Annotated in this window: 18 protein-coding genes; 10 read left to right on the top strand and 8 right to left on the bottom strand. The window is 61.3% G+C overall.

The features are described 5' to 3' along the window. The first annotated feature begins 111 nt into the window (after positions 1–111). A complete protein-coding gene (locus I6L35_RS19895) occupies positions 112–1,251 on the top strand; it encodes a M20 family metallopeptidase (RefSeq protein WP_216979132.1) in 1,140 nt (379 codons plus the stop codon). Between the two features lie 140 nt (positions 1,252–1,391). Here the strand turns inward: I6L35_RS19895 and I6L35_RS19890 are convergent, their stop codons facing one another. The 4 genes from I6L35_RS19890 to asnS all read right to left on the bottom strand — a co-directional run bounded on the left by I6L35_RS19890 (position 1,392) and on the right by asnS (position 6,206). Next, on the bottom strand, positions 1,392–2,048 hold the full coding sequence (locus I6L35_RS19890; RefSeq protein ID WP_216979131.1) for an adenine nucleotide alpha hydrolase: 657 nt from the start codon (positions 2,046–2,048) through the stop codon (positions 1,392–1,394). A gap of 173 nt (positions 2,049–2,221) precedes the next feature. Beyond that, positions 2,222–3,565, bottom strand: coding sequence for an anaerobic C4-dicarboxylate transporter (locus tag I6L35_RS19885; protein ID WP_005337916.1), 1,344 nt, complete (start codon positions 3,563–3,565; stop codon positions 2,222–2,224). A gap of 374 nt (positions 3,566–3,939) precedes the next feature. After that, a complete protein-coding gene (locus tag I6L35_RS19880; RefSeq protein WP_216979130.1) occupies positions 3,940–4,695 on the bottom strand; it encodes an ABC transporter substrate-binding protein in 756 nt (251 codons plus the stop codon). A 110-nt stretch (positions 4,696–4,805) separates the two neighbouring features. Then, a complete protein-coding gene (gene asnS / locus I6L35_RS19875; RefSeq protein WP_216979129.1) occupies positions 4,806–6,206 on the bottom strand; it encodes an asparagine--tRNA ligase in 1,401 nt (466 codons plus the stop codon). Positions 6,207–6,400: 194 nt separating this feature from the next. Here asnS and I6L35_RS19870 point away from each other — a divergent pair, with 194 nt between their 5' ends. Beyond that, positions 6,401–6,751 (top strand): hypothetical protein, encoded by a 351-nt coding sequence (locus tag I6L35_RS19870; RefSeq protein WP_216979128.1) that lies wholly within the window; start codon positions 6,401–6,403, stop codon positions 6,749–6,751. Positions 6,752–6,774: 23 nt separating this feature from the next. Here I6L35_RS19870 and I6L35_RS19865 read toward each other — a convergent pair whose 3' ends face one another. Then, the gene (locus tag I6L35_RS19865; protein ID WP_216979127.1) at positions 6,775–7,587 is read right to left on the bottom strand and encodes a HAMP domain-containing protein; all 813 of its coding nucleotides are present in this window, start codon (positions 7,585–7,587) and stop codon (positions 6,775–6,777) included. Positions 7,588–7,763: 176 nt separating this feature from the next. Then, a complete protein-coding gene (bioA, locus tag I6L35_RS19860; protein ID WP_216979126.1) occupies positions 7,764–9,038 on the bottom strand; it encodes an adenosylmethionine--8-amino-7-oxononanoate transaminase in 1,275 nt (424 codons plus the stop codon). A 193-nt stretch (positions 9,039–9,231) separates the two neighbouring features. On the opposite strand from bioA, the gene bioB reads away from it, so the two are divergent. From bioB to htpX, 5 genes are all read left to right on the top strand, one after another. Further along, entirely contained in the window at positions 9,232–10,320 is a 1,089-nt protein-coding gene (gene bioB, locus I6L35_RS19855; protein ID WP_005350480.1) for a biotin synthase BioB, read from the top strand. Then, entirely contained in the window at positions 10,317–11,513 is a 1,197-nt protein-coding gene (gene bioF, locus I6L35_RS19850; protein WP_216979125.1) for an 8-amino-7-oxononanoate synthase, read from the top strand. The genes bioB and bioF overlap by 4 nt, the downstream gene beginning before the upstream one ends. Further along, complete coding sequence (bioC, locus tag I6L35_RS19845; RefSeq protein WP_216979124.1) at positions 11,506–12,321, top strand: malonyl-ACP O-methyltransferase BioC; 816 nt, start codon at positions 11,506–11,508, stop codon at positions 12,319–12,321. The genes bioF and bioC overlap by 8 nt, the downstream gene beginning before the upstream one ends. 60 nt (positions 12,322–12,381) lie before the next feature. Next, a complete protein-coding gene (bioD, locus tag I6L35_RS19840) occupies positions 12,382–13,059 on the top strand; it encodes a dethiobiotin synthase (protein WP_216979123.1) in 678 nt (225 codons plus the stop codon). 110 nt (positions 13,060–13,169) lie between these two features. Next, a complete protein-coding gene (gene htpX, locus I6L35_RS19835) occupies positions 13,170–14,042 on the top strand; it encodes a protease HtpX (protein WP_069527876.1) in 873 nt (290 codons plus the stop codon). A 77-nt stretch (positions 14,043–14,119) separates the two neighbouring features. Here the strand turns inward: htpX and I6L35_RS19830 are convergent, their stop codons facing one another. Both I6L35_RS19830 and I6L35_RS19825 read right to left on the bottom strand, forming a co-directional pair. Then, positions 14,120–15,832: a methyl-accepting chemotaxis protein gene (locus I6L35_RS19830; protein WP_216979122.1), complete on the bottom strand. Its 1,713-nt coding sequence runs from the start codon at positions 15,830–15,832 to the stop codon at positions 14,120–14,122. Positions 15,833–16,056: 224 nt separating this feature from the next. Then, positions 16,057–17,907 (bottom strand): MOSC N-terminal beta barrel domain-containing protein, encoded by a 1,851-nt coding sequence (locus I6L35_RS19825; RefSeq protein ID WP_216979121.1) that lies wholly within the window; start codon positions 17,905–17,907, stop codon positions 16,057–16,059. Between the two features lie 77 nt (positions 17,908–17,984). Here I6L35_RS19825 and I6L35_RS19820 point away from each other — a divergent pair, with 77 nt between their 5' ends. From I6L35_RS19820 to nifJ, 3 genes are all read left to right on the top strand, one after another. Continuing rightward, positions 17,985–18,737, top strand: coding sequence for an ABC transporter substrate-binding protein (locus tag I6L35_RS19820; protein ID WP_005337880.1), 753 nt, complete (start codon positions 17,985–17,987; stop codon positions 18,735–18,737). 176 nt (positions 18,738–18,913) lie between these two features. Beyond that, positions 18,914–20,560: an NAD(P)-binding protein gene (locus tag I6L35_RS19815; protein ID WP_216979120.1), complete on the top strand. Its 1,647-nt coding sequence runs from the start codon at positions 18,914–18,916 to the stop codon at positions 20,558–20,560. After that, positions 20,557–24,132 carry a pyruvate:ferredoxin (flavodoxin) oxidoreductase gene (gene nifJ, locus I6L35_RS19810; protein WP_216979119.1) on the top strand — a complete coding sequence of 1,192 codons (3,576 nt, stop codon included), beginning with the start codon at positions 20,557–20,559 and terminating at the stop codon, positions 24,130–24,132. The genes I6L35_RS19815 and nifJ overlap by 4 nt, the downstream gene beginning before the upstream one ends. The last annotated feature ends 70 nt before the right edge of the window (positions 24,133–24,202 follow it).

Here is a 24,202-nt window from a genome sequence, read left to right as displayed (position 1 = left end):
TTGGAATTTACCGGTCGGGCGGGTGGCATGGCTGCCCGCCTTTTTCTCACTGTGTCGCATTGTTGCAATAGACGATCGGCCATCAATGCTGATTGTTGCATGGAGAAGATAATGACAGTTGTAAAGAGCCCGTTTTCCCTCGATAACTATCTGGCCGATTTGGCCCCGCTCATCAACCTCGATTGCGGTACTCGCACCCCGGCCGGGGTAGCGAAAGTGGCCGACATCATGACCGAGAAATATGAGGCCATCGGCTGGCAGGTGACTCGCCACCAGTTTGCTGCCGAGTGCGGCCCCTGCCTCGAGATCACCAATGCGCCGGGTGCAGATCACTACGACGTGATGCTGTGCGGCCACATGGATACCGTCTTCCCCGAGGGGACGGCGGCCAAGCGCCCGCTGAAAATCGAAGGCAATCAAGCCTTTGGCCCCGGCGTTTCGGACATGAAGAGCGGCTTGCTCTCTATCTGGTATGCCCTCAAAGAGATGGACCCGGCATTGCTTGCCAAGCTCAAGGTGCTGGTCTGCTACAACTGCGACGAAGAGATTGGCTCCCCCTGGTCCAAGGATTGGCTGGTGAAAAAAGCCAAACAGAGCGGCTGCGTGCTGGTGGCCGAGGCAGCCCGTCCCAACGGGGATCTCATCAGCGCCCGCAAGGGCAATGCCAAGTACCGCATCACCTTCCACGGCAAGGCGTCCCACGCCGGTTCGGCCCTGACCGAAGGGGTCTCTGCCATTACAGAACTCGCTCATTGGGTGCTGGCCATCAACGAGCAGGTCAACATGACCACGGGCACCACCATGAACGTTGGCGTGGTACAGGGCGGCACCGGTGTCAACGTGGTGCCGGACTTTGCCGAGGCGATCGTCGATCTGCGCTTCTGGAGCAACGAAGAGGCCGCTGCGGTGCACGAGCGGCTCACCTTTATGGCCAACAACCCCTTCCTTGCGGGCTGTCGGGTCGAGGTGGATCGCCAGACCTTCAAGCCGGCGATGCGCCCGAGCGGCGATACAGAAGCTGTGATGGCGCTGGTGGAGGCGGCTGCGAAAGAGGAGGGGATCTCCTTCAACTGGCTGGAGGCCGGTGGCGGTTCGGATGCCAACTTTACCGCCGCCGCGGGGGTGCCGTCCCTCGATGGTTTCGGCCCCATGGGGGGCGGTTTTCACTCGGAGGCGGAATTCCTGCTGCTGGAGAGCATCGAGCCGCGCATCCGCCTGCTGCAGCGGGTGCTGGGCAAGCTGGCGAAATAAGCCGGTTTATCCCTTGTTCGGGTCATCATGGCCCGCTCAAAATTGGTCCGCTCCACTCCAAACGGGAGGCTGTTGCCTCCCTTTTTTTATCTCGATTTTTCGCGCGTCCCTGAACGAGCGCGCCAGATGGCTTGAGGCCGTTACCCCTGTGGCTCAGCCAGATAGGCCAGATGATCCTGCCGTGCTACCTGCCAGCCATCGAGGCGCAGCGGGGCGGCAAAGCCCGGGCCGTCAGTCACCATGGTGTGGTACTCCCCCTGCTCGCCGCAGGCATCGAAGCCCTCGCGCTCGGCCAGTTGTTGTAGCTCGCAGAGGGTGGCGGCATCGAGGGGGCGTCCAGTCCACTCGGGGGCCAGTATCCGGGTATCGACGCAGGAGAGGTGGGCGACGATGCCACGCGCCAGCATATCCGCCAGCAAGGCTTGACGAGGTTGCTGCCAGAGCGGGGTGTGGACGGTGAGCCCGAGCGGGCGGCAGCGTTCGCGGATCCAGTTAGGCGCACCGCCCACGCTGTCGATATCGCCGGTGACCACGCCATCGAGTTGCCACTCCTCCTTGAGCCGTGCCAGTGCCCGCTCATAACCGAGATCGAACGGCGCTTCTATGGTGACCAGCAGATGGGGCAGCCCGAGGGCTTCCGCCTGACGGCGCACCAGCGGCAAGGGGTGAGCGAGAAATCGGGGCTCAGGCGGCGCAAAGGTGGCCAGTGCCACCAGCTGATGGCCCGCTTGGCGAGCATGACAGAGGGCCAGCATGGCATCTTTGCCACCGCTCCAGAGCAGGATGACGCGAGACATGGATGAGATTCCGGTGGTGAACGAGGGGGCATGCTACCCAGCGGCGGGGGCAGAGGTAAAGGCATAGTGTCCGGAAATGGCGGCGGGGAAATGGTTGGGGTCACTGAGCGGGAAAAAAGCAGGCCCCCGAAGCGGGGGCCTGTATTGCAATGGCGTGGTAAACGCGACTGCGATTAGAGCAGGATGCTGGTGAGGATAAAGCCCAGCGAGCAGGAGGTCACCACCCCGATTAGCCCCGGAATGATGAAGCTGTGGTTGATGATGAACTTGCCGATGCGGGTGGTGCCTGAGCGGTCGAAACCGATACAGGCCAGATCGCTCGGGTAGGTCGGCAGCACGAAGTAGCCGTAGCTGGCCGGCAGGAAGGCGATCAGCAGCTTCGGCTCCACACCCAGCGCCAGACCCATGGGGGCGATGGCGGTGAGGGCAGCGGCCTGGCTGTTTACCAGCTTGGAGATGAGGAACAGCACCAGGGCGTAGGTCCAGGGCTGGGCCTGTACCACATGGGCCAGGGTCTCTTTGAGCAGCGGCATGTGGGCCTGGAAGAAGGTCTCACTCATCCATGCCACCCCGAACACGGAGAAGATGGCGACCATACCTGCCTTGAAGACGGCACCGTTGGCGATCTCGCCCGGCTTGACCTTGCAGCGCATCAGGATGATGGCACCGGCGATCAGCATCATCATCTGGATCACCAGGTTCATGGAGAGCGGGCCGGTCTTGTCCTTGATGGTGAACACCGGACGCAGACCTTCGTTGGCGCCGAGCAATACCACGGCAGCGATGGCGGCGAAGAAGATCCAGGTAGACCAGTAGGCCTCTTTCGGGAACTTGGTGTTGAGCAGGGTTTCACCACCGCCGTAGATGAAGGCGCGCTGCTCCGGGTCTTTGATCTTGGCCTGGAACTCTTCGTCCTTGTCCAGATCCTTGCCGCGACGCAGGCTCCACAGGGCTGCCACGATGACACCGGTCAGGGAGGAGGGGATGGCGATCATCAGGATGTCGAGCAGGCCGTAAGCCTGACCGATACCGTGACCAGCCGCCAGAATGGAGACCATGGAGACCACAGCAACGGAGACCGGGGAGGCGCAGATGGCCATCTGGGAGGCAACGGAGGCGACAGCCATCGGGCGCTCGGGACGGATGTTCTTTTGCAGCGCGATGTCAGCGATGATGGGGAACATGGTGTAGACCACGTGGCCGGTACCGCACAGGAAGGTGAGGGTCCAGGTGGTGAGCGGCGCCAGGATAGTGATGTATTGCGGGTGACGGCGCAGCAGACGCTCGGCCACTTGCATCATCAGGTTAAGGCCACCGGCAGTCTGCAGGGTGGCGGCACAGCCGATCACCGCCAGAATGGTCAGCATTACCTGAACAGGCGGTTCGCCCGGAACCAGACCGAAGACGAAGGTCAGCAGGAAGAGACCGATACCACTGATGAGACCGAGTCCCATGCCCCCAAAGCGGGTACCCAGCAGCAAGCAGCCGAGTACCACTAAAAATTCCATCAAGATCATTCCGTTACCTCGTGTGATTCAACCCATATTGCCGCGGGTAGCCTGAACCATGAATTGTCATTGTCTGTTTTATTTAGCCCGAAAGGGTTAGTTGCTATTCTGCTCCCCTGAAAAAGTGAAAAAATTGAGTTACTTCAATAACTCGATGAATTTTTGATTAAACCACTTAAAAACCACGTACTAACAAAAACATCATTTTTGTCACCAAGTGGTATCACTCGGGGCCAGCCCATCAGAGTGCAACCAGAGGCGTTGTGATGGGGAATGCGTTGGTAAGGAAGTTGTGGAAAAAGGCCCGGGTCAGGGGAGAAGAGGCTGTAAAAACACGGGTTAAAGATATCTTTTTTGACAAATGGGGTGTTCTGCGACTCTGCTCATCGGGGGGCGGGTGCTGATAGCAGATAGCGACGCTGATACTGTTCGCTCAGCTGCTTGATATCGAGTCTGGCTAGCGCATTGTTCACTCGCTGTTGCAGTTGCTGTTGATCGGGACGGAACATGATGTGCAGGCTCTTGTACCCGAGGATCTTCGGGTTGAACTGCAGCTGTTCGGGGTGGAGTTTGTCATCGTGATAGGTGAGCCAGTAGAAAACATCCCGGTCGATCACGGCCAGATCGAGCCGGTCGCGCTGCAATTTTCGCAGGTTGAGGTGATCGTCGTCCACGGCAAAGGTGTTGAGGCGCTTGCTGGCCATCAGGGCATCAAATTCACGGGTATTGATATAACCTGCGACGACCCCAATCCGGTAGGAAGCGAGATCTTCGAGTCGCTGCCAGTGGATAGGGGGGCCGGCTTGCTGCGCCATGCCCAGCACACTACTGCCCACGCTGGTGGAAATATGCCACCGTTTATCCAGATCATCGGCGAAGTATTTGGGGAAGTAGCCGCTGTAGTGCTGGGCGGGATCGGATGCCAGCAACATGGCTCGATGCCAGGGGTAGAAGTCAAACTGAACCTCCAGCCCCGCTTCGGCAAATGCACGCTTGACGATATGGCCGGTAAGGCCACCATCAGGGAGATGCTGGCTGGTATAGGGGGGCCACTCCAGGGTGGTCAGGTGCACGGGTTCTGCCCGCAATTGCAGGGGGAGCCAGAGCAGCAAGAGTGTCAGAAGCCGACGATATCCCATGAACGACCCATTCCTTGTGTCGATTGGTTCTGAGTATTACCCATAACGGGGGTAATAAAAAAGCCGACCCTGAGGACGGCTTTTGCAATGTAGTGGCAATATGCCGCTGATCAGAACTCGGCGGTACGCGGAGTTCGCGGGAACGGGATCACGTCGCGGACGTTGCCCATACCGGTCACGTAAACCACCAGACGCTCGAAGCCCAGACCGAAGCCGGAGTGCGGGACTGTGCCGTAGCGGCGCAGATCGCGATACCACCAGTAATCTTCCTGCTTCAGGCCCATCTCGGCCAGGCGGGCATCCAGTACCTCCAGACGCTCTTCACGCTGGGAGCCACCGATGATCTCGCCGATGCCCGGTGCCAGTACGTCCATCGCGGCAACGGTCTTGCCGTCGTCGTTGAGGCGCATGTAGAAGGCCTTGATATCTTTCGGATAGTTCTTCACCACCACCGGAGACTTGAAGTGCTCCTCGGCCAGATAGCGTTCGTGCTCGGAGGAGAGATCGATGCCCCAGGAGACCGGGAACTCGAACTTCTTGCCGCAGTTTTTCAGCACTTCGATGGCATCTGTGTAATCAATCTGGGCGAAGTCGGAGGCGACGAAACGCTCCAGACGGCCGATGGCATCCTTGTCTACGTGCTGGGCAAAGAACTCCAGATCGTCGCGACGTTCGGTCAGGACGGCGTTGAAGACATACTTCAGCATGGCTTCGGCCAGGGCGGCGTTATCTTCCAGATTGTTGAAGGCCACTTCCGGCTCAACCATCCAGAACTCGGCCAGGTGACGGCTGGTGTTGGAGTTTTCAGCGCGGAAGGTCGGCCCGAAGGTATAGACCTTGGAGAGGGCGCAGGCATAGGTTTCGGCGTTCAGCTGGCCGGATACGGTCAGGAAGGCCTCTTTGCCGAAGAAATCTTCGTTGTAGTCCACCTTGCCGGCGTCGGTACGCGGCAGGTTTTCCAGATCCAGGGTAGAGACACGGAACATCTCGCCGGCCCCTTCGGTATCAGAGGCGGTGATGAGCGGGGTCGCAACCCAGACAAAGCCCTCTTCGTGGAAGAAGCGGTGGATAGCTTGCGCCAGGCAGTGGCGAACCCGGGTCACGGCACCCACGATGTTGGTGCGCGGGCGCAGGTGAGCCTGTTCACGCAGGTACTCGATGCTGTGGCGCTTGGCGGCCATCGGGTAGGTATCGGGATCTTCGACCCAGCCGACGACCTTCACATCGGTGGCCTGCAGTTCGAAAGCCTGGCCGCTGCCCTGGGATTCGGCGATGATGCCAGTCACTTCCACGGAGCAGGCGGTGGTCAGACGCAGCACTTCATTCTCGTAATTGGCCAGGGTATTGGGGACGACGGCCTGTACCGGATGGAAACAGGAGCCATCGGAAATGGCCAAAAATGAGATCCCCGCCTTGGAATCACGGCGAGTCCGGATCCACCCTCGTACAGTCAGGGTGGTGCCAACCGCATATTTACCGGTCAGCACATCAACTACGGATGCGTGCGTCATCGAAATATTGTCTCCAGCTTGTTCTTGCAGCGCTATTTGCAACACTAGGGAGTCTGGCCCGGGCACAGATGGCCCACCATGGCAGACTAAGCCGTCAATCTTACCCGCGCGGGTTTGATAAACAAGCAAAAATGTCGGACTCTGGTGGGGTTTTCAGCATGGTTCACCCAAGCAGGGTTCCCTCGGGACAGGAGATGCGAGTGAAAGAGCGGCGACAAGGGCCGGATTGGCTGACACGACTGTTGCGAGCAATGGTGCTGATCTGCTGGTGCGGTTTTATCGTGCTGCTTGCGCTCTATCACTATGCTAGGCCGGAGATTGCATATGGTTTTCTGGTTTACGGCGGCATCAAGGTACGCGATTACTGGGATCCCGCACTCACTCCCTGGTTGGTGCATGGCCTGTGGGGTTGCAGCTTGCTGACCCTGGCTGTACTGCTGCTGGAGCGGCGGCGCAGTCGGCGCAGGGATGATGCCTATCACGTCAATCTGGCGATCCTGCTGCTGATCCTTATTGCTTGTCTGCTGTTCTATTACACCGGTTAGCCGATGCCGGGCGGTGTGGTCCGCTATTCGCCAGGGCGAGCTCCCGGCTTGCCGCCGAGCGGTCGCTTGCCGAGCTGGCGCTCCACACTGTCGAGCATCTGGTTGTAGGCCACCGCCACCCGGCCAATCTCGTCGCCGTCATCCCCCTCCAGCCGGTGGCCGAAGTCGTGCAAGTCGGTGGCCTCTTCCATGGAGCGGGTCAACTGGTTGAGGGGGCGCACGATCCAGGTGCGGATGACCCAGAGGGTCAGCAGCAGTCCCATCCCGAAGATGCCGGTGAGGATCAGCGCCGAGGTGAGGATATTCTGCTCGACCCGGGTAAACAGCGAATCGAGGGAGTAGTCAAAGCGCACCGCACCGAGCACAGTGTTCTCCGGCACCAGATGACAGCTGGTGCAGTCGGTGCCGCGAAAATCCTTCTTGGCTAGTAGCGGTCGGGTCACTACCAGACGGCTGTGCATGCCGTTGTGCACCACCTCCAGACTCCCTTTGCCCGCCAGAGCCAGCTCATCAAACTCATCTTTTACCTGCTCTGTCTCCCGTCCAGGCCCGAACTGTTTGCTCACCGCGTCGCCACGGACGATGCGGGCATCCTCCACATGGGCGTGGTCGAGAAACTTGCCGCGCAGGGTATCGCGGGCATCCATCTTGCCGGTCAGCATCAGCATGTTGAGGCCGTCGAAATAGGCTTCGGTCTGCTCGCGGCTCTGCTCCTTGATGAGGGTCAGGATGAGATCGCGCTCGCGCACCGCCTGATAGGCTGCGGAGAAGACCAGTACCATGGAGAAGATGAAGAGCAGGAAAAAGTTGATTTTGGCAGCAATGGAGAGGCGCATGAGCAGTCTTTCTTGATGGTAAAACCGCAGCAGTTTACCCCTCTTGGGGCCTCAGGTCTGGTGTTTTGCTCACATTACGGCAAGTGAAAGCGCACTGAAGTGGATAAAGTTGCCCTCTTTATATATCAAATGCGGGTAGTCAAACGGGCGGCTGCGATGGCCGCCCGCTGCATGCATTAAAACTCGCCCTCGGTGATGGCCTGACGGATGGCGCCGGTCAATACCCGCAACTCTTCAGGGGTGATGACGAAGGGGGGCATCAGGTAGACCAGCTTGCCAAAGGGGCGGATCCAGGCGCCCAGTTCGACAAACTTGCGCTGGATGCGCGCTACATCCACCCGCTCTTTCATCTCCACCACCCCGATGGCGCCGAGCACCCGCACATCCGCGACCGCCGGGTGCAGGGTCAGCTCTACCAGTTCGGTACGCAGCTGATGCTCGATGGCGCGCACCCGCTCCTGCCAAGGTGAGGCCAGCAGCAACTCGATGGAGGCGTTGGCCACCGCGCAGGCGAGCGGGTTGCCCATAAAAGTGGGGCCGTGCATAAAGACCCCCGCCTTGCCGTCACAGATGGTATGGGCGACATGCTCGGTGGTCAGGGTCGCCGAGAGGGTGAGGTAGCCGCCGGTGAGCGCCTTGCCCAGACACATGATGTCGGGGCAGATCCCCGCCCAGTCGCATGCAAACAGCTGGCCGGTGCGGCCAAAGCCGGTGGCAATCTCGTCAGCAATCAGCAGCACGCCGAATTCGTCGCACAGGGCGCGTACCCACTGCAGGTAGCGGGGGTGATAGAAGCGCATGCCGCCAGCGCCCTGCACTATGGGCTCAAGCACGATGGCGGCGATTTCTTCGTGATGATCCGCCATGAGCGTCGCCAGCTCCACCACGCACTGCTCGTCCCACTCGGCGTGGAAGCGGCAGCTGGGTGCTTCGACAAAATAGTGTTCCGGCAGGAATCCTTTGTAGAGCTCGTGCATGCCGCCATCGGGATCGCAGACGCTCATGGCGCCAAAGGTGTCGCCGTGATAGCCGCTGCGCAGGGCGACAAATTTGGCTCTGGGCGTCCCCTTGGCGTGCCAGTATTGCTGCGCCATCTTGAGCGCCACTTCCACTGCCACCGAGCCGGAATCGGCCAGAAAGACCCGATCAAGCCCCTTTGGAGTGATCTCCACCAGCTTGCGGCAGAGCTCGACCGCCGGAGCGTGGGTGAGGCCGCCAAACATCACGTGGGACATCTTGCCGAGCTGGGCGGTGGCGGCGGCGTCCAACTCCGGCACCTGATAGCCGTGCACGCAAGCCCACCAGGAGCTCATGCCATCCACCAGTTCACGGCCGTCGCTGAGGGTGATCTTCACCCCTTTGGCGCTGACCACTTCATAGCAGGGCAGGGGGTGAGTGAGGGAGGTATAGGGGTGCCAGATGTGGTGCAGGTCGAATTCTTGGTTGGTCATTTGTTGTTCTGTTGTCAATTTGTTTGATCTGGTCGGTGTTGACAGTCTACGCGTGCTCTCTACACTAGCCAACAATTTCAGCCACTTGGCACTGCGCATAACCCTGAGCGCGCAGGCCCGGCGGCGGGTTTTGTGGCCGTCCATCCCAAGATGGCGGGCGCAGGATCCCACTAATAACAACCGGAAGCCATGTATGAATGCTCTCACCGCGGGCGGTCACGCCCTTCGTCATGACTGGACTCTCGCCGAGGTTCAGGCCCTGTTTGCCCTGCCATTCAACGATCTGCTGTTTCAGGCCCAGACCGTCCACCGCGCCCACTTTGACCCGAACGAAGTGCAGGTGAGCACTTTGCTCTCCATCAAGACCGGCGCCTGCCCGGAAGATTGCAAATACTGCCCCCAGAGCGCCCGTTACCACACCGGTCTTGAGGCCGAGCGGCTGATGGAGGTGGAGAAGGTGCTGGAGCGGGCCCGCGAAGCCAAGGCCAACGGCTCGTCACGCTTTTGCATGGGGGCCGCCTGGCGCAACCCCAAAGAGAAGGACATGCCCTACATCATCCGGATGATCGAGGAGGTGCGCGGGCTGGGGATGGAGACCTGCATGACGCTCGGGATGCTCACCGCCGATCAGGCGGCGCGTCTGGGGGCCGCGGGGCTCGATTACTACAACCACAACCTCGATACCTCGCCCGAGTTTTACGGCGAGATCATCTCTACCCGCACCTATCAGGATCGACTCGATACCCTGGAGCATGTGCGCGGTGCCGGGATGAAGGTGTGCTCCGGCGGTATCGTCGGCATGGGCGAGCAGGCCAAAGACCGTGCGGGCCTCTTGATGGCGCTCGCCAACCTGCCGCGGCACCCGGAGAGTGTGCCCATCAACATGCTGGTCAAGGTGAAGGGAACGCCGCTGGAGGATCAGGAGAACCTCGATCCGTTCGAATTTATCCGCACCATCGCCGTGGCACGGATCATGATGCCCGCCTCCCATGTGCGCCTCTCAGCCGGGCGGGAGAAGATGAATGAGCAGATGCAGGCCATGTGTTTTATGGCCGGGGCCAACTCCATTTTCTATGGCTGCAAGTTGCTGACCACCCCCAACCCGGACGAAAACAGCGATATGCAGCTGTTCAAGCGGCTCGGCATTCGCCCTGCCCAGCGGGCCCAGAAGCCGGATCAGGTTCAAGAAGAGGAACTGCTGGCCGAGGTGAGTCGCCAGAGCGAGCCTGCCGAGATGTTTTATGACGCCACCCGCCCCCGTGCAGGGGCTGCGCGGTCATGAACGGCCCTGCAGTAACGGGCCCCTTTGTGCTGGGCACGGCTCTGGTCGAGCGCGAGCAGGCCGGCCTGCTCCGCAACCGCATCGCGACCGACGGGGCGAGTGGCGGGCGGCTCAGGGTTGCGGGGCGCGACTACCTCAACTTTTCCGCCAACGACTATCTGGGACTGGCGGATCACGGCGCCATCAAGGCCGCCTTCAACGCGGGGATTGAACGTTATGGCACGGGCTCCGGCGCCTCGCCGCTGGTGACCGGTTACAGTCATGCCCACCAAGAGCTTGAGAAGACCCTGGCCGAGTGGCTCGGGGTGGAGGCGGTGCTGCTCTTCAACTGCGGTTTTTCCGCCAATCAGGCGGTGCTCAAAGCCCTGCTCGGCAAGGATCATCTGCTGTGGCAGGACAAACTCAACCACGCCTCCCTGCAGGAGATGGGCAGCCAGCTCCCCTGCAAGATGAAGCGCTTTGCCCACAACGACATGGCGGCCCTTGAACGGCAGCTTGAGCCAAATCGCGGACTGATTGTCTCGGAAGGGGTGTTCAGCATGGACGGGGATCAGGGCCCTTGGCGCGAGCTCGCAACCCTCGCCGCCCAAAGCGGCAACTGGTTGATGATCGACGATGCCCATGGTCTTGGTGTGCTGGGATCCGAGGGGCGCGGCACCCTGGCGGCACAAGGGGTTCAACCTGCCAGCGTACATATCCAGATGGGCACTTTTGGCAAGTCGCTTGGCGTCGCCGGTGCCTTTGTCGGCGGCAGTCGCGAGCTGGTGGAGTATCTGGTCAACTTTGCCCGCCACTATGTCTACAGCACCCATATGCCCGCCGCGCAGGCTTGCGCGGTCAGCAAGAGCATCGAACTGGTGCGCGCGGCTGATGAGTCCCGCGCCCATCTTGGCCAGCTGATCGCTCGCTTCCGGCAAGGGGCAGAGGCGTTGGGTTGGCAGCTTGGCGCGAGCGATACCCCGATCCAGCCGCTGCTGGTGGGGGAGAGCAGCACCGCTCTGCAACTGGCTGAACGGCTGCGGGAGCGCGGCGTCTGGGTGAGCGCCATCCGCCCGCCCACTGTGCCGGTCGGTACGGCCCGGCTGCGCATCACCCTGAGTGCGGCTCACCGCGAGCAGGATGTGGATCGCCTGCTCGATGCCTTGGGGGTCAGCCCTTCAGTTACAACGCTTGGGGAGGCTCACTATGGCTGAGCGTTTTCAAACGGTCGACAAGGCGCAGCTTGCTCGCCGTTTCGGCGCCGCCGCTCGTCATTACGATGCCCATGCCCGCTTTCAGCAGGAGGTGGGTCAGGCGCTGCTGGAATGGATGCCAGACAGGCTGGTTGGCACTGATCTGACGGTGAGCGGGCTGGATCTGGGCTGCGGCACCGGCTTTTTCTTGCCCCAACTGGCGAACCGTTGTCACCAGCTGGTGGGGCTTGATCTCGCCCCCGGCATGCTGGCGCAGGCCGCCTTGCGTGGCAGCGGTGCTCGCCTGCTCTGCGGCGATGCGGAGCAGCTTCCTTTCGCCGATAACTCGTTCGACTGGGTTTTCTCCAGTCTGGCGTTGCAGTGGTGCGAGCGTCCGGCCCAGGCTTTTGGCGAGCTGCTTCGGGTGGTCAAACCGGGCGGCCAGATCTTTTTCTCGACCCTGCTCGATGAGTCGCTCTGGCAGTTGCGAGCCGCCTGGCAGCAGCTTGATGGTCGCGCCCATGTCAATCGCTTCCTCAGCCTGCCACAATTGGAGCAGGCGCTGGCTAGCGCCGGGGTATCTGCTCCCGAGCTGCGTTGTATCACCTGGGATCTCGCCTATCTTGAATTGCCGCAGTTGTTGCGCGATCTCAAGGGGATTGGGGCCAATCAGATCAACGACAATCAAGGGGGCGCCGCCCCAGCCGGTCTGAGCGGTCGCGCCAGATTGCAGCAGCTGGCTCAGGCATATGAAGCATTTCGCCAGCCCGGTGGCAGGTTGGTCGCCAGTTATCGGGTGTGTCTCGGTCGCCTCAGCAAGCCTCGCTGAGCGCCGGGAATTGCAGTGTGTGCAGGGCAGTGAGCCACTCCCTGCCAAGGAGAGAACCATATGAAATCATTCTTTATCACCGGCACAGATACCGATGCGGGCAAGACGCTGGTGGCACGCACTCTGCTGCGCGAATTCAGCGCACAGGGGATCCGCTGTGCCGGCTACAAGCCTGTCTCGGCAGGGTGTGCCCGAACACCCGATGGATTGCGCAACCTCGACGCTGTTCTGTTGCAGGAGGCGGCGAGTGTTCAGCTGCCTTATGAGGTGGTCAATCCCTTTGCCTATGAGCCGCCGATTGCGCCCCATATCGCTGCCAGCGAGGCGCGCCAGCCCATTACCATGCAGGGGCTGAGCGAGGGGCTGCGCAAGATTGAACAGGCAGGGGCCGAGCTTGCAGTAGTGGAAGGGGCGGGGGGCTGGTATCTGCCGCTGGATCGCAAGCATCTGCTGTCGGATTGGGTGAAGCAGGAGAACATGCCGGTGATTTTGGTGGTGGGGGCCAAACTGGGCTGTCTCAACCATGCACTGCTCACCTTTGCTGCCATTCGCAACGATCGGTTGCCAGTGGCGGGATGGGTTATTAATCGCCTTCACAGTGCCATGAGCCACTATCAGGAAAATCTGGACACCCTGAGGGGGATGTTACCGGCCCCGTTTCTGGGGGAAATTCCCTTTATAAACAATCCATTTGAGGCTGATTTGCAGGGGCGGCTTGATATCTCTCCGCTCTTGTGACGTCACATTCAGCGAACATTCATCGAGTCTCCCTAAAATTCATCCATAACATGGAGATAGGGAGGTCGAGTGATCTCTCTCCGTGTCTTTAATTCTCACAAGGAGTCTATATGAAGCGAATTATGCTATTCCTGGTGACCAACCTGGCCGTCATGCTGGTGCTGGGGGTGGTACTCAATATCCTGTTCTCGGTTCTGGGGATCAACAAGTCCAGCATTTCCGGGCTGTTGATGTTCTGTGCCGTGTTCGGTTTTGGGGGTTCCTTTATCTCCTTGCTGATGTCCAAGTGGATGGCCAAGCGCAGCTATGGCGTCCAGGTCATCGAGCAACCCCGTAACGAGACCGAGCACTGGCTGGTGAGCACTGTTGCCCGTCAGGCCCGCGAAGCGGGTATCAAGATGCCGGAAGTGGGGATCTACGACTCTCCCGAGATGAACGCCTTTGCGACCGGCGCCCGCCGAGATGATTCGCTGGTGGCGGTCTCCTCCGGCCTGCTCTACAGCATGAGCCGTGACGAGGCGGAAGCGGTACTGGCCCACGAGGTGAGCCACGTTGCCAACGGCGACATGGTGACCCTGACCCTGATCCAGGGGGTGGTGAACACCTTCGTGATGTTCTTCGCCCGCATCGTGGCTGGCGTCATCAGCAACTTCTTCAGTTCCAACAACGAGGAAGAGAGCAGCAGCACCGGTGGTTTTGCCTACATGATCACCGTGTTTGTGCTGGAGATGTTGTTCGGCATTCTGGCCTCCATCATCGTCATGTGGTTCAGCCGTCAGCGCGAGTTCCGTGCCGATGCCGGTGCCGCCAAGCTGGCAGGTCGCGACAAGATGATTGCCGCCCTTGAGCGCCTCTCCCGCGGTGCCGAGCCGCAGCTGGAAGGCTCCATGATGGCCTTTGGCATCAACGGCAAGCGCTCCATGAGCGAACTGTTCATGAGCCACCCGCCCATTGAGCAGCGTATCGCCGCCCTGCGTGGTTGATAGATACTGAATGACAGGGGATAACCCCGCATAAAAAACGGCTGCCTTGGGGCAGCCGTTTTGTTTTGCAGCCTTCTTTAAAGCTTGAAGTGCCCCATCTCCTGGCGCAGCACCCGTGACAGCTGCTTGAGCTTGGCTGCCTCTTGGGACACGTGGCGGGCGGCATCCCCCGATTGTTCCGAGAGGGAGGTGATGTTGCCGACGGTAGAGACCACCTCGTTGGCGGCGGTGGACTGCTCGCGCAGGGTGTGGCTGATCTCTCCCATCAGACCGGTGAGATTGGAGGCGTGGCTCTGGATGCTGGCGATTGCCTGCCCGGTCTGGTTGGCCAGTGTGACCCCGCGGGAGACGTTGTTGACCGTGTTCTCCATGCTGCGGATAGAGGCATCCGCCCCGCTCTGGATCTTGCTGATCATCCCGGTGATCTGCTGGGTCGAGGCCGCCGAGCGGCTGGCCAGATTGCGTACTTCGTCGGCAACCACCGCAAAGCCACGTCCCTGCTCACCGGCCCGCGCCGCCTCGATAGCCGCGTTGAGGGCCAGCAGGTTGGTCTGATCGGCGATGCCGCGGATCACGCCGATGATCTCCGAGATCTGCTGGGTATGGCTGTTGAGTTCTGCGATGGTGCTGGCTGCTTCACCGACCGTGGTGGAGATATTCTCGATGCTGCCAAGCGTCTCCTTGATGACCCCGGAGCCCTCCTCCAGCGTGTCGGCTGAGACCTTGCTGAGCTCGTCTGCATGGCTGGCATTGTCGGAGAGGTGGCTGATGCTCACCACCAGCTCTTCGATGGCGGCGGCCATGGTCTGGGTACTGGTTTGCTGATCGGTGGCGAACTGGGCGGTCTGCTCCGCTATCTGGGCGATGCTGTCGGCCGAATTGGACAACTCCTCGGTGGAGTGGGATACCTTGCCGATGATCCCCTTGAGGGTGCTCTGTGTGGTGCCAAGCAGGCCGATAAGACTCTCTTTCGAGCCTTGGGGCACCTTGATGGGGCGGGAGAAATCCCCTTCCGCCAGCAGATGGAGATCGGTCTTGAGCTGTTCGACCGAGGTGCCCACCAGATCGAGCAGGGAGCGATAGGTGCGCCAGAGGAAGAACATCAATACCAGGCCCAGAGCGATAAAAAGGTAGCGCAGCATGTCGGTATTGGCGGTGGCACTCTCGACCGCCTCCTGGTTGCGCCCCTCCATCATCACGTAGAAATCGTCGATGGGTGACATGATGCGACCCTTGTTCTGGTGATAGGCCTTGTCATGCATCATGGCGATGGCCTTCTGCTGGTTGGCGGCCAGATCACCGTCCGTCTGCTGCACCAGTTTGAAGGCAGCCACCTCGGTGTTGACCAGTGCATCCGAGTTGTTCTTGGCCTCGTTGAGCTTGGCGAGTTCAGCATCGGTGAAACCAGCATCCTTCATCAGATCGATCAGGCCGCGGCGAACATTGCTGTCGGGGCGAGGATTCTGGCCGTTGGCCGCGACAAAATCCCAATAGATACGGTTGTAGCCATCCGGTCTCGGCTGTTCGCCGTTGCGAATGGCCAGTATCCGCATGTACTGCTGCTCGTAGGCTGGATCCTTGGTGATGACGTAGGTGCGACCGAGTCGGGTCAGGTCATCGGAGGATTGGCGCAGCTCGTCGGCCAGCAGGTAGGAGAGATATTGTTGTCGATAACTCTCTTCCAGTTGTTTACCCGCCCAGCTGTAGGCGAAAAACACCAGTGACAGCAGGATCAGGGTGATCACGGAGATCAAGAGGTTGAGTTGAAAGGCGGGTTTGTTCTGTTCCATGGTTTGAGCGTCCTTATTCTCACCGGGTAACCCCCTTGGTCAGACGGCAAAGGCCGCTACGTCGGAGGGGTTTTGTTGTTATTGCTGTGAGTATAGAAGTCATCGTCGGCATGGTTGCGCAGGCGGGGCGAGAAAGAGACGAGAATGGAGGAACCGCGGGTCGACAGGGGGGAAAAGGTCGGCCAGGATCGGGGCCCAGCCAGCCTTTTCGTGGCTCGATCACCTTATTTGATGACGATGTCTGTGAGCGGTACGGCGCAGCAGGTGAGGATTTTGCCCTCTGCCCGCTCGGCGGCACTGATGGCGGGGGCGTCGGGGTGATCCACCTCGCCCGAGATCAGCGTCTGTTTGCAACTGCCGCAGATCCCGGCGCGGCAGCTCCAGGGCAGCTCTACGCCTTGCTTGTTGGCCTGATCCAGCACAGTGCCCTGATTGTTGCCGGTAAAGGCTTGGGCGCCGATACGCAGTTGTACCGCCTGATGGGGGCGGGCCACCGAGAGAATGGCGCCGCCAAAACTCTCCTGTTTGATCCGTGCGGCCGGAACGCCGAGGGCCGCTACTTTCGACGCCGCGTCGGCCATAAAACCGTGGGGGCCGCAGATAAAGACCTCTTTTTCGGCCAACCCTTTGACCAGTCGCAGATGCTCATCATTGAGTCGCCCTTGCAGCCCCTGCCAGTGATTGCCCGGCTGGCTCAGGATAATGGTGAGGGTCATGCCCTGCTGCGCCATGGCATGCAGTTCGCTGGCGGCGGGAATGTCCGCTTCGCTGCGGCACAGGTGCATAAAGTGAACCTCTTCCAGCTCCCCGCGAAGGGCCAGGGTGCGGGCTATCGCCAGCATGGGGGTGACGCCGGAGCCTGCGGAGAGCAACAGGAGGTTGCGCTCGGCCCCTAAGTGAAACTCGCCAGCGGGGTTGGCGGCCAGCAGCCGATCACCCACCTGCAACTGCTGGTGCAGCCAGTGGGAGATGCGACCCCCCTCCACCTTTTTGACGCTGATGCTGTAACGCTCCGGGTGATCCGGCGTAGAGCTCAGGGTATAGCGGCGCTGGATCCGTTCATTTTTGATATCGAGGCTGATGGGCAGATGCTGGCCCGGCAGGTAGTCGGGCAGAGGCTCGCCATCGGCGGCTTCGAACCAGAAGGTCTCCAGATCCCGCGCCAGCGGTTCGCGGGCCACGCAGACCAGCTCCCGCTTCTTCGGAGCGGCGGCGGGATAGACCACCGGACGGGTGCGCTCCAGCACTTCTATCTCGCTGCCTGCCTCAATCCATCCCTCGTTCAGGGCGATCAGGTTCTGGCCGAAGTAGACCTCGCCATCCTCGCCACGGCGGTAGCGGGTAAGGGTGGCCAGCGGCTCTTTCAGGGCGTTGAAACGATCGGTGCCCGCTTCCACCGTGGTCATGATGCAGCGGCTGCAGGGCTTGACCACCTTGAATTCCACCTCGCCGATGCGGATACGCACCCAGCTGTCCTCCTCGAAGGGCTGGGTATTGCTTGCCACCAGATTGGTGCGGAACTGGCTCATCTGGTGCAGCGCATCGGAGCGCAGATTGAGATCCTCAAGGGAGGCCTGGCTTATCAGCAGCAGCGGATAACCGTCGGCAAAGCTGACCCGGGTGCCGGTCTTCTCGCGAAAGCGATCAGAGGTTTCACCCAGCCAGAGCAGCTGCACTGGTTCCCCTGCCACCCGGCTCAGCCACCCATCGGCTTTGGTGTCGGTGTGCAGGGCGGTAAAGCGGTCGCTCCAGACTCCGGTAGCTTGCGGGGTGCGGCTGAAGTCGACCTCTTGCAGGGTGAGGGGTTCAAAGCCCGGATAGCGCAGTTGCAAGCCTCCTTCGATGGGGGTGGCCACGACCTGTTGCAGCTGGGGATGGGTACGGGCGGTGATAAAGGTGCCGTCCGGTTTGACCACCATGTAGCGGCGATCCCCTGCCAGTCCCTCTTCGGTCACCCGGGCGCGAGCCAGCGGCATACCTGCAGTCGATTTGATGGGGTAGAGGTGAATGCTGTCTAGCCTGGGCATCTTCATATCCTTGTGACGCGGCGCGATCGCCTGGAAAAAGGGGAACATAACGGTTCCCCGACGATCCGGCAATCCTTTCAAGGGGGCGGTCTATAGTTGGGAAAACAGAACAAGAGGGCATCGGGATGAAAATAAGCTGGTTGCTGGCGGGGAGCCTTTTTTGCCACGGGCTCTGGGCGCAGGAGCTGACCCTGACCACGGGAGAGTATCCTCCTTACTGTTCCGAGACGCTCAAATATCAGGGGCTGATCCCTCATGTGGTGAGCGAGGCATTCAAGAGTGAAGGGGTGAGCGTCAAGTTCCAGTTTCTTCCCTGGAAACGGGCCTTTCGCTTGTCGGAGGAGGGAGTGGTGGATGGCACAGTCCACTGGTATGAGTCGAGCGAGCGGCGCAAAACCCATCTCTACAGCGATCCCATCCTGAGCGAAACCTACGTCTGGTTCTATCTCAAGTCAGATCCGCTGGAATGGCGTGGCTATCAGGATCTGGCGGATCGCAAGCTGGCTGCGGTCAGTGGCTATACCTACAATGCAGATTTTTTTGCAGCCATCGCACAGGTTCCGCTGCAGGTGCAGTTCGTCACCCGGCTGCGCCAGAGCTTTGATCTGCTGCTCTCCGGCCGCGCCGACCTGACCCTGGAGAACATAGATGTCGGCTACTACTCCCTGCGTCAGTTCTACCCGGCCAGCACGGTCGATCTCTTTGCAACCCATTCAAAACCCGTGATGAAAGTTGAAGGTCACCTGTTGATCAGCCGCAAGCGTGCCAACGCTGACGAGCTGATCAAAACCTTCAATCGGGGCCTCGCCAAACTGAAAGCCAGCGGTCAGCTGGAGAAGATGTTACTTGAGTCACGTTCTGGTCTCTATGAACCATAAAGTGCAACATTTTTTGATCCTGATTCGCTAATCAGTACAAAAAAGCGGCCATTATCGACTCAGTTCCCAGTTTCTAACGCTTTCGCTTCTTCCCCATCCGGCCACCGTCCGCCTCGGCTACACGGTATCAAGCGCCATCGGGTGGGGCCTGTCACACAAAAAGAAGAAAGCAATGTATGAGCAAACAACTGGACATGACCCCATTGCCGGATCTCTCCCTGAAAACGGGAACAGGCCCGGTGCGTACCCGGCTACCCGTTTGGCGGCCGGCCCTGCCACCCTGCAATCACGCCTGCCCGGCCGGAGAAAATATCCAAGCCTGGCTCTCTTTAGCGCAGGCCGGCCGTTTTGAGGCGGCCTGGCAGACCCTGATCGAAGAGAACCCCTTGCCCGCCATTCATGGCCGGGTCTGCTATCACCCCTGCGAGAGTGCCTGCAACCGCGGGCAGGTGGATGAATCCGTCTCCATCCATGCCATCGAGCGCTTCCTCGGCGACGAGGCGCTGGCCCGTGGTTGGCTGCCTGCGCCACCGGCCCCAGCCAGCGGCAAGAAGGTGCTGGTGATCGGTGCCGGTCCCTCCGGCCTCTCCTGCGCCTGGCACCTCAACCGGCTTGGCCATCAGGTGGAGATCCGCGAAGCGGGGCCGCTTGCCGGCGGCATGCTGCGTTTTGGCATTCCCGCTTACCGCTTGCCCCGCGACGTGCTGGATCGGGAGGTGGCCCGCATCGTGGCGGCTGGTGTCACCCTGACCCTCAACCACAAGGTGGAGGATGTGCTGCGCGAGCGCGACGAGGGGGGCTTTGACGCCATTTTTATGGCCATCGGCGCCCATCTGGCCAAGCGGGTCGATATTCCGGCCCGGGAAGCGGGAAAAATCCTCGATGCGGTGAGTTTCCTCGAGCAGGCCAGTCTTGCCGAAGAGAAAGGACTGCCACCGCCAAAACTGGGACGGCGGGTTGCCATCTACGGCGGCGGCAACACCGCCATGGATGCGGCCCGTACCGCTCGTCGCCTCGGGGTGGAAGAGGCGATGATCATCTACCGCCGCGACCGGGACCATATGCCGGCCCACGCCTTTGAAGCCGATGAGGCCGAGGAGGAGGGGATCAAGATCAACTGGCTGCGCAGCATCCGCCAGCTCGACAACACCAATATCGAGGTGGAGGTGATGGCGCTGGATGCAGAGGGCAAGCCGGTACCCACCGGCAAGTTTGAAACCCTCGAAGCGGATTCCCTTATTCTGGCGCTCGGTCAGGAGGTCGACCTCTCGGTGCTGGAGAGCATCCCCGGCGTGCGGGTCAACAAGGAGGGGGTGGTGCAGGTGGCGGGCAATCTGATGACAGATGTCGCCGGGCTGTTTGCCGGCGGCGATATGGTGCCCTCCGAGCGCACTGTTACCATCGCCACCGGTCATGGCAAGAAGGCGGCGCGCCACATGGATGCCTGGCTGCGTGGTCGCCACTATCAGAAGATGCTCTCCTACCCGCTGGTGGGGCCGGAGCAGTTGCAGCTCTGGTTCCAGACCCACGCGCCCGCCAGCAATCAGCCGGTCAAACCGGCGTGGGCGCGGGACGACTTTGGCGAGATCATCGGTGGGCTGGATGAGGTGGCCGCCCGTTACGAGGCGGCGCGTTGCTACTCCTGCGGCAACTGCTTCGAGTGCGACGGCTGCTACGGCAGCTGCCCCGAGCAGGCCATCGAGAAGCTGGGGCCGGGCAAGGGCTATCAGGTGGATGCCGAGCGCTGCACCGGCTGCGGCGCCTGCCACGACCAGTGTCCTTGTCACGCCATCGAGTTGCGCCAACCACAGGAGTCCCAATGAAACATGAACTGATCATGGTCGACGGCAACGAAGCCGCGGCCCGGGTGGCGTACCAGCTGAGTGAAGTGTGTGCCATCTATCCCATTACCCCGAGCTCGACCATGGCCGAACTGGCCGACGCCTGGGCGGCGGAGGGGCAGACCAACCTGTGGGGCAACATTCCCACTGTGGTGGAGATGCAGAGTGAAGGGGGGGCGGCCGGTACGGTACACGGCGCCCTGCAGGCGGGGGCGCTCGCCACCACCTTCACCGCCAGTCAGGGACTGATGCTGATGCTGCCCAACATGTACAAGATCGCCGGTGAATTGACCTCGGCGGTGTTCCATGTGGCGGCCAGATCGCTCGCGGCGCAGGGGCTGTCGATTTTTGGCGACCATCAGGACGTGATGGCGGCGCGCAGCACCGGCTTTGCCATGCTTGCCTCCGGCTCGGTGCAGGAGGCGCAGGACTTGGCCTTGGTTGCCCACAGCGTCACCCTGCAGTGCCGGGTGCCTTTCATCCACTTCTTCGACGGCTTTCGCACCTCCCACGAGGTGAACAAGATCACCGCCCTGCATCGGGATGAAATTCGCGCCCTTATCGACAACGACTGGGTGCGCGCCCACCGCGCGCGGGCCCTCAACCCGGATCATCCGGTGATGCGTGGCACCGCCCAGAACCCGGATACCTATTTCCAGTCCCGCGAGAGCGTCAACCCCTTCTACGAAGCGGTGCCGGCACGGGTGCAGCAATGCATGGACAATCTCGGCGAGCTGACCGGCCGCCACTACCGCCTGGTGGAGTACCACGGCGCGCCTGATGCCACCGATGTGATCGTGCTGATGGGCTCGGGGGCGGCTACCGCCCGCACCACAGTGGATTGGCTCAACCAACAGGATCGCAAGACCGGGGTACTGGTCATTCGCCTCTATCGCCCCTTCCCGGTACAGGCGCTGCTCGATGCGCTGCCGCAGAGCGTGCGGCGCATGGCGGTGCTGGATCGCACCAAGGAGCCGGGCGCCGGTGGCGAGCCGCTGCTGCTGGATGTGCAGAGCGCGCTGATCGATGGCTTGCAGCGCGGCCTTATCAAGCGGCTGCCGTGGCTCAGTGGCGGTCGCTACGGCCTCTCTTCCAAAGAGTTCACCCCCGCCATGTGCGCGGCGGTGTTCGAGGAGCTGGCATCCGATGCGCCGCGTCCGCGCTTTACCGTGGGGATAGTGGACGACGTGTCGGGCCTCAGTCTGGCCTGGCACCCCATCGGTGATCTTGAGCCCGCCAGTCGGGTGCGGGCGCTCTTTTTCGGCCTCGGTGCCGACGGCACCGTGGGCGCCAACAAGAACAGCATCAAGATCATCGGTGAGCTGGAGGGGTTCCACGCCCAGGGCTACTTCGTCTACGACTCCAAGAAGTCGGGCTCGCGCACCGTCTCCCACCTGCGCTTTGGCCCCGAGCCCATCGACGCCCCCTGGCTTATCGAGCAGGCGAGCTTTATCGGTTGCCACCAGTGGGGCTTTGTCGAGTCGGTGGATCTGCTGGAACATGCCGCGGAAGGGGCGACCCTGCTGCTTAATGCCCCCCATGAGGCGGACAAGGTGTGGGACCAGCTGCCCGAGCGGCTGCGTGCCCGTATTCGCGCTCTCGATATTCGCCTCTACTGCATCGACGGCGATCGGGTGGCCGAGCGCAACGGCATGGGCAATCGCATCAACACCATCATGCAGACCTGCTTCTTCGCGTTGGCTGGCATCTTGCCGCGGGATGAGGCGATTGCGCTGATCAAGGAGAGCATCGAGAAGAGCTATGCCCGCAAGGGACCCGAGGTGGTTGAGCGCAACTTCGCGGCGGTGGATGACACCCTGGCCCATCTCCATCAGGTGGCCATCCCGGCCGGTGAGGAGCAGATCAGCGACTATCCGCTGCCGTTGGCGCCGGGTGGCAGCGAGTTTGTCCAGCGCGTCACCGGCGAGATGCTGGCGGGGCGCGGCGATCTGATCCCCGTCTCCATGCTGCCGGTGGATGGCACTTATCCCACCGCCACCAGCCGTTTCGAGAAGCGGGATATCGCCCGCGAGATCCCGATTTGGCATTCGGATATCTGCATCCAGTGCGGCAACTGCGTCTTTGTCTGCCCCCACGCGGCGCTGCGGGCCAAGTTCTACCATCAGGACTGGCTGGCGACCGCCCCCGAGGCGGCGCAGTCGGTGCCCGTCACCGCCAAGGGTTTCCCCGACAGCCGCTACACCCTGCAGCTCTACCCGGAAGATTGCACCGGCTGCGGCCAGTGCGTGCAGGCCTGTCCGGTGCGGGCCGGGGCTGATGAGGAACACGAGGGCGAACGTGCCATCACCATGATGGACAAGGCCCCCCATCTGGCTGGTCAGAAACAGGCGCTGCGCTGGTTCGAGAGCCTGCCCTGGCCTGCCCGCGAGCGGGTGGATTTCTCCACGGTGCGCGGCACCCAGTTCCTCGAACCCCTTTTCGAGTTCTCCGGCGCCTGCGCCGGTTGTGGCGAGACCCCGTACCTCAAGCTGCTGACCCAGCTGTTTGGCGACCGCATGCTGGTGGCCAACGCCACCGGTTGCTCCTCCATCTACGGCGGCAACCTGCCGACCACGCCGTGGGCCAAGAACGGCGAAGGGAAGGGGCCGGCCTGGTCCAACTCCCTGTTTGAGGACAACGCCGAGTTTGGCTTTGGTTTTCGTCTCACCGCCGATCAGCATCACGGTCAGGCGGTGGCGGCCTTGCAGGCGATGAAGGGGGAACTGGGTGAGGCATTGGTCGAGTCGCTTATCAACGCCCCGCAGCGGCTGGAGTCGGAGATCCGCGCCCAGCGCACCCGGGTCGCGCAAGTGCGCGAGCGGCTGGAAGAGGTGAAATCCGGCAAGGCTCGCGAGCTGCTGTCCTTGATTGATCAGCTGGTGCGCCGTTCGGTCTGGATCATCGGCGGCGATGGCTGGGCCTATGACATCGGCTCGGCGGGGCTCGATCATGTGCTCGCCTCCGGCCGCGATGTGAACGTGCTGGTGATGGATACCGAGGTCTACTCCAACACTGGCGGCCAGATGTCGAAATCGACCCCGCTCGGTGCCGTCGCCAAGTTCGCGGCGGGGGGCAAGACGCTGGCCAAGAAGGATGTGGCGTTGCAGGCCATCTCCTATGGCAACGTCTATGTTGCCCGCATCGCCTTTGGTGCCAATCCGCAGCAGGCGCTGCAGGCCTTGCGTGAGGCCGAAGCCTATCCGGGCCCGTCGCTGATCATCGCCTACAGCCACTGCATCGCTCATGGCATCGATATGGAGTTTGGTCTAACTCAGCAAAAACGCGCCGTGGCCTCTGGCCACTGGCCGCTGATGCGCTACAACCCGGTACTGCGCAGATCGGGGCAGAACCCCTTTAGTCTCGACAGCCTGCGCCCATCGATCCCCCTCGCTGAATACCGGCAGGAGGAGACCCGTTATCGGGTGCTGGCCCAGAGCCATCCGGAGGAGGCCGAACGGCTGATGCAGGTGGCGCAACAAGTGGCGTGGCAGAAGTGGGCCACCTACGAGGAGATGGCCACCCGCGAGGCCAGCCATTTCCATCCGCCGGTGTGAGGATGGAGTGAGTGAAATATAACCAAGCGGGCCATTGGCCCGCTTTTTTAGGTTAAATAGAAAACAGGAA

Origin of the sequence: Aeromonas sp. FDAARGOS 1405, assembly GCF_019048265.1 — a bacterium.
GTDB classification, from domain to species: Bacteria; Pseudomonadota; Gammaproteobacteria; order Enterobacterales; family Aeromonadaceae; genus Aeromonas; species Aeromonas veronii_A.
This window is presented reverse-complemented; position numbering and strand designations above follow the sequence as displayed.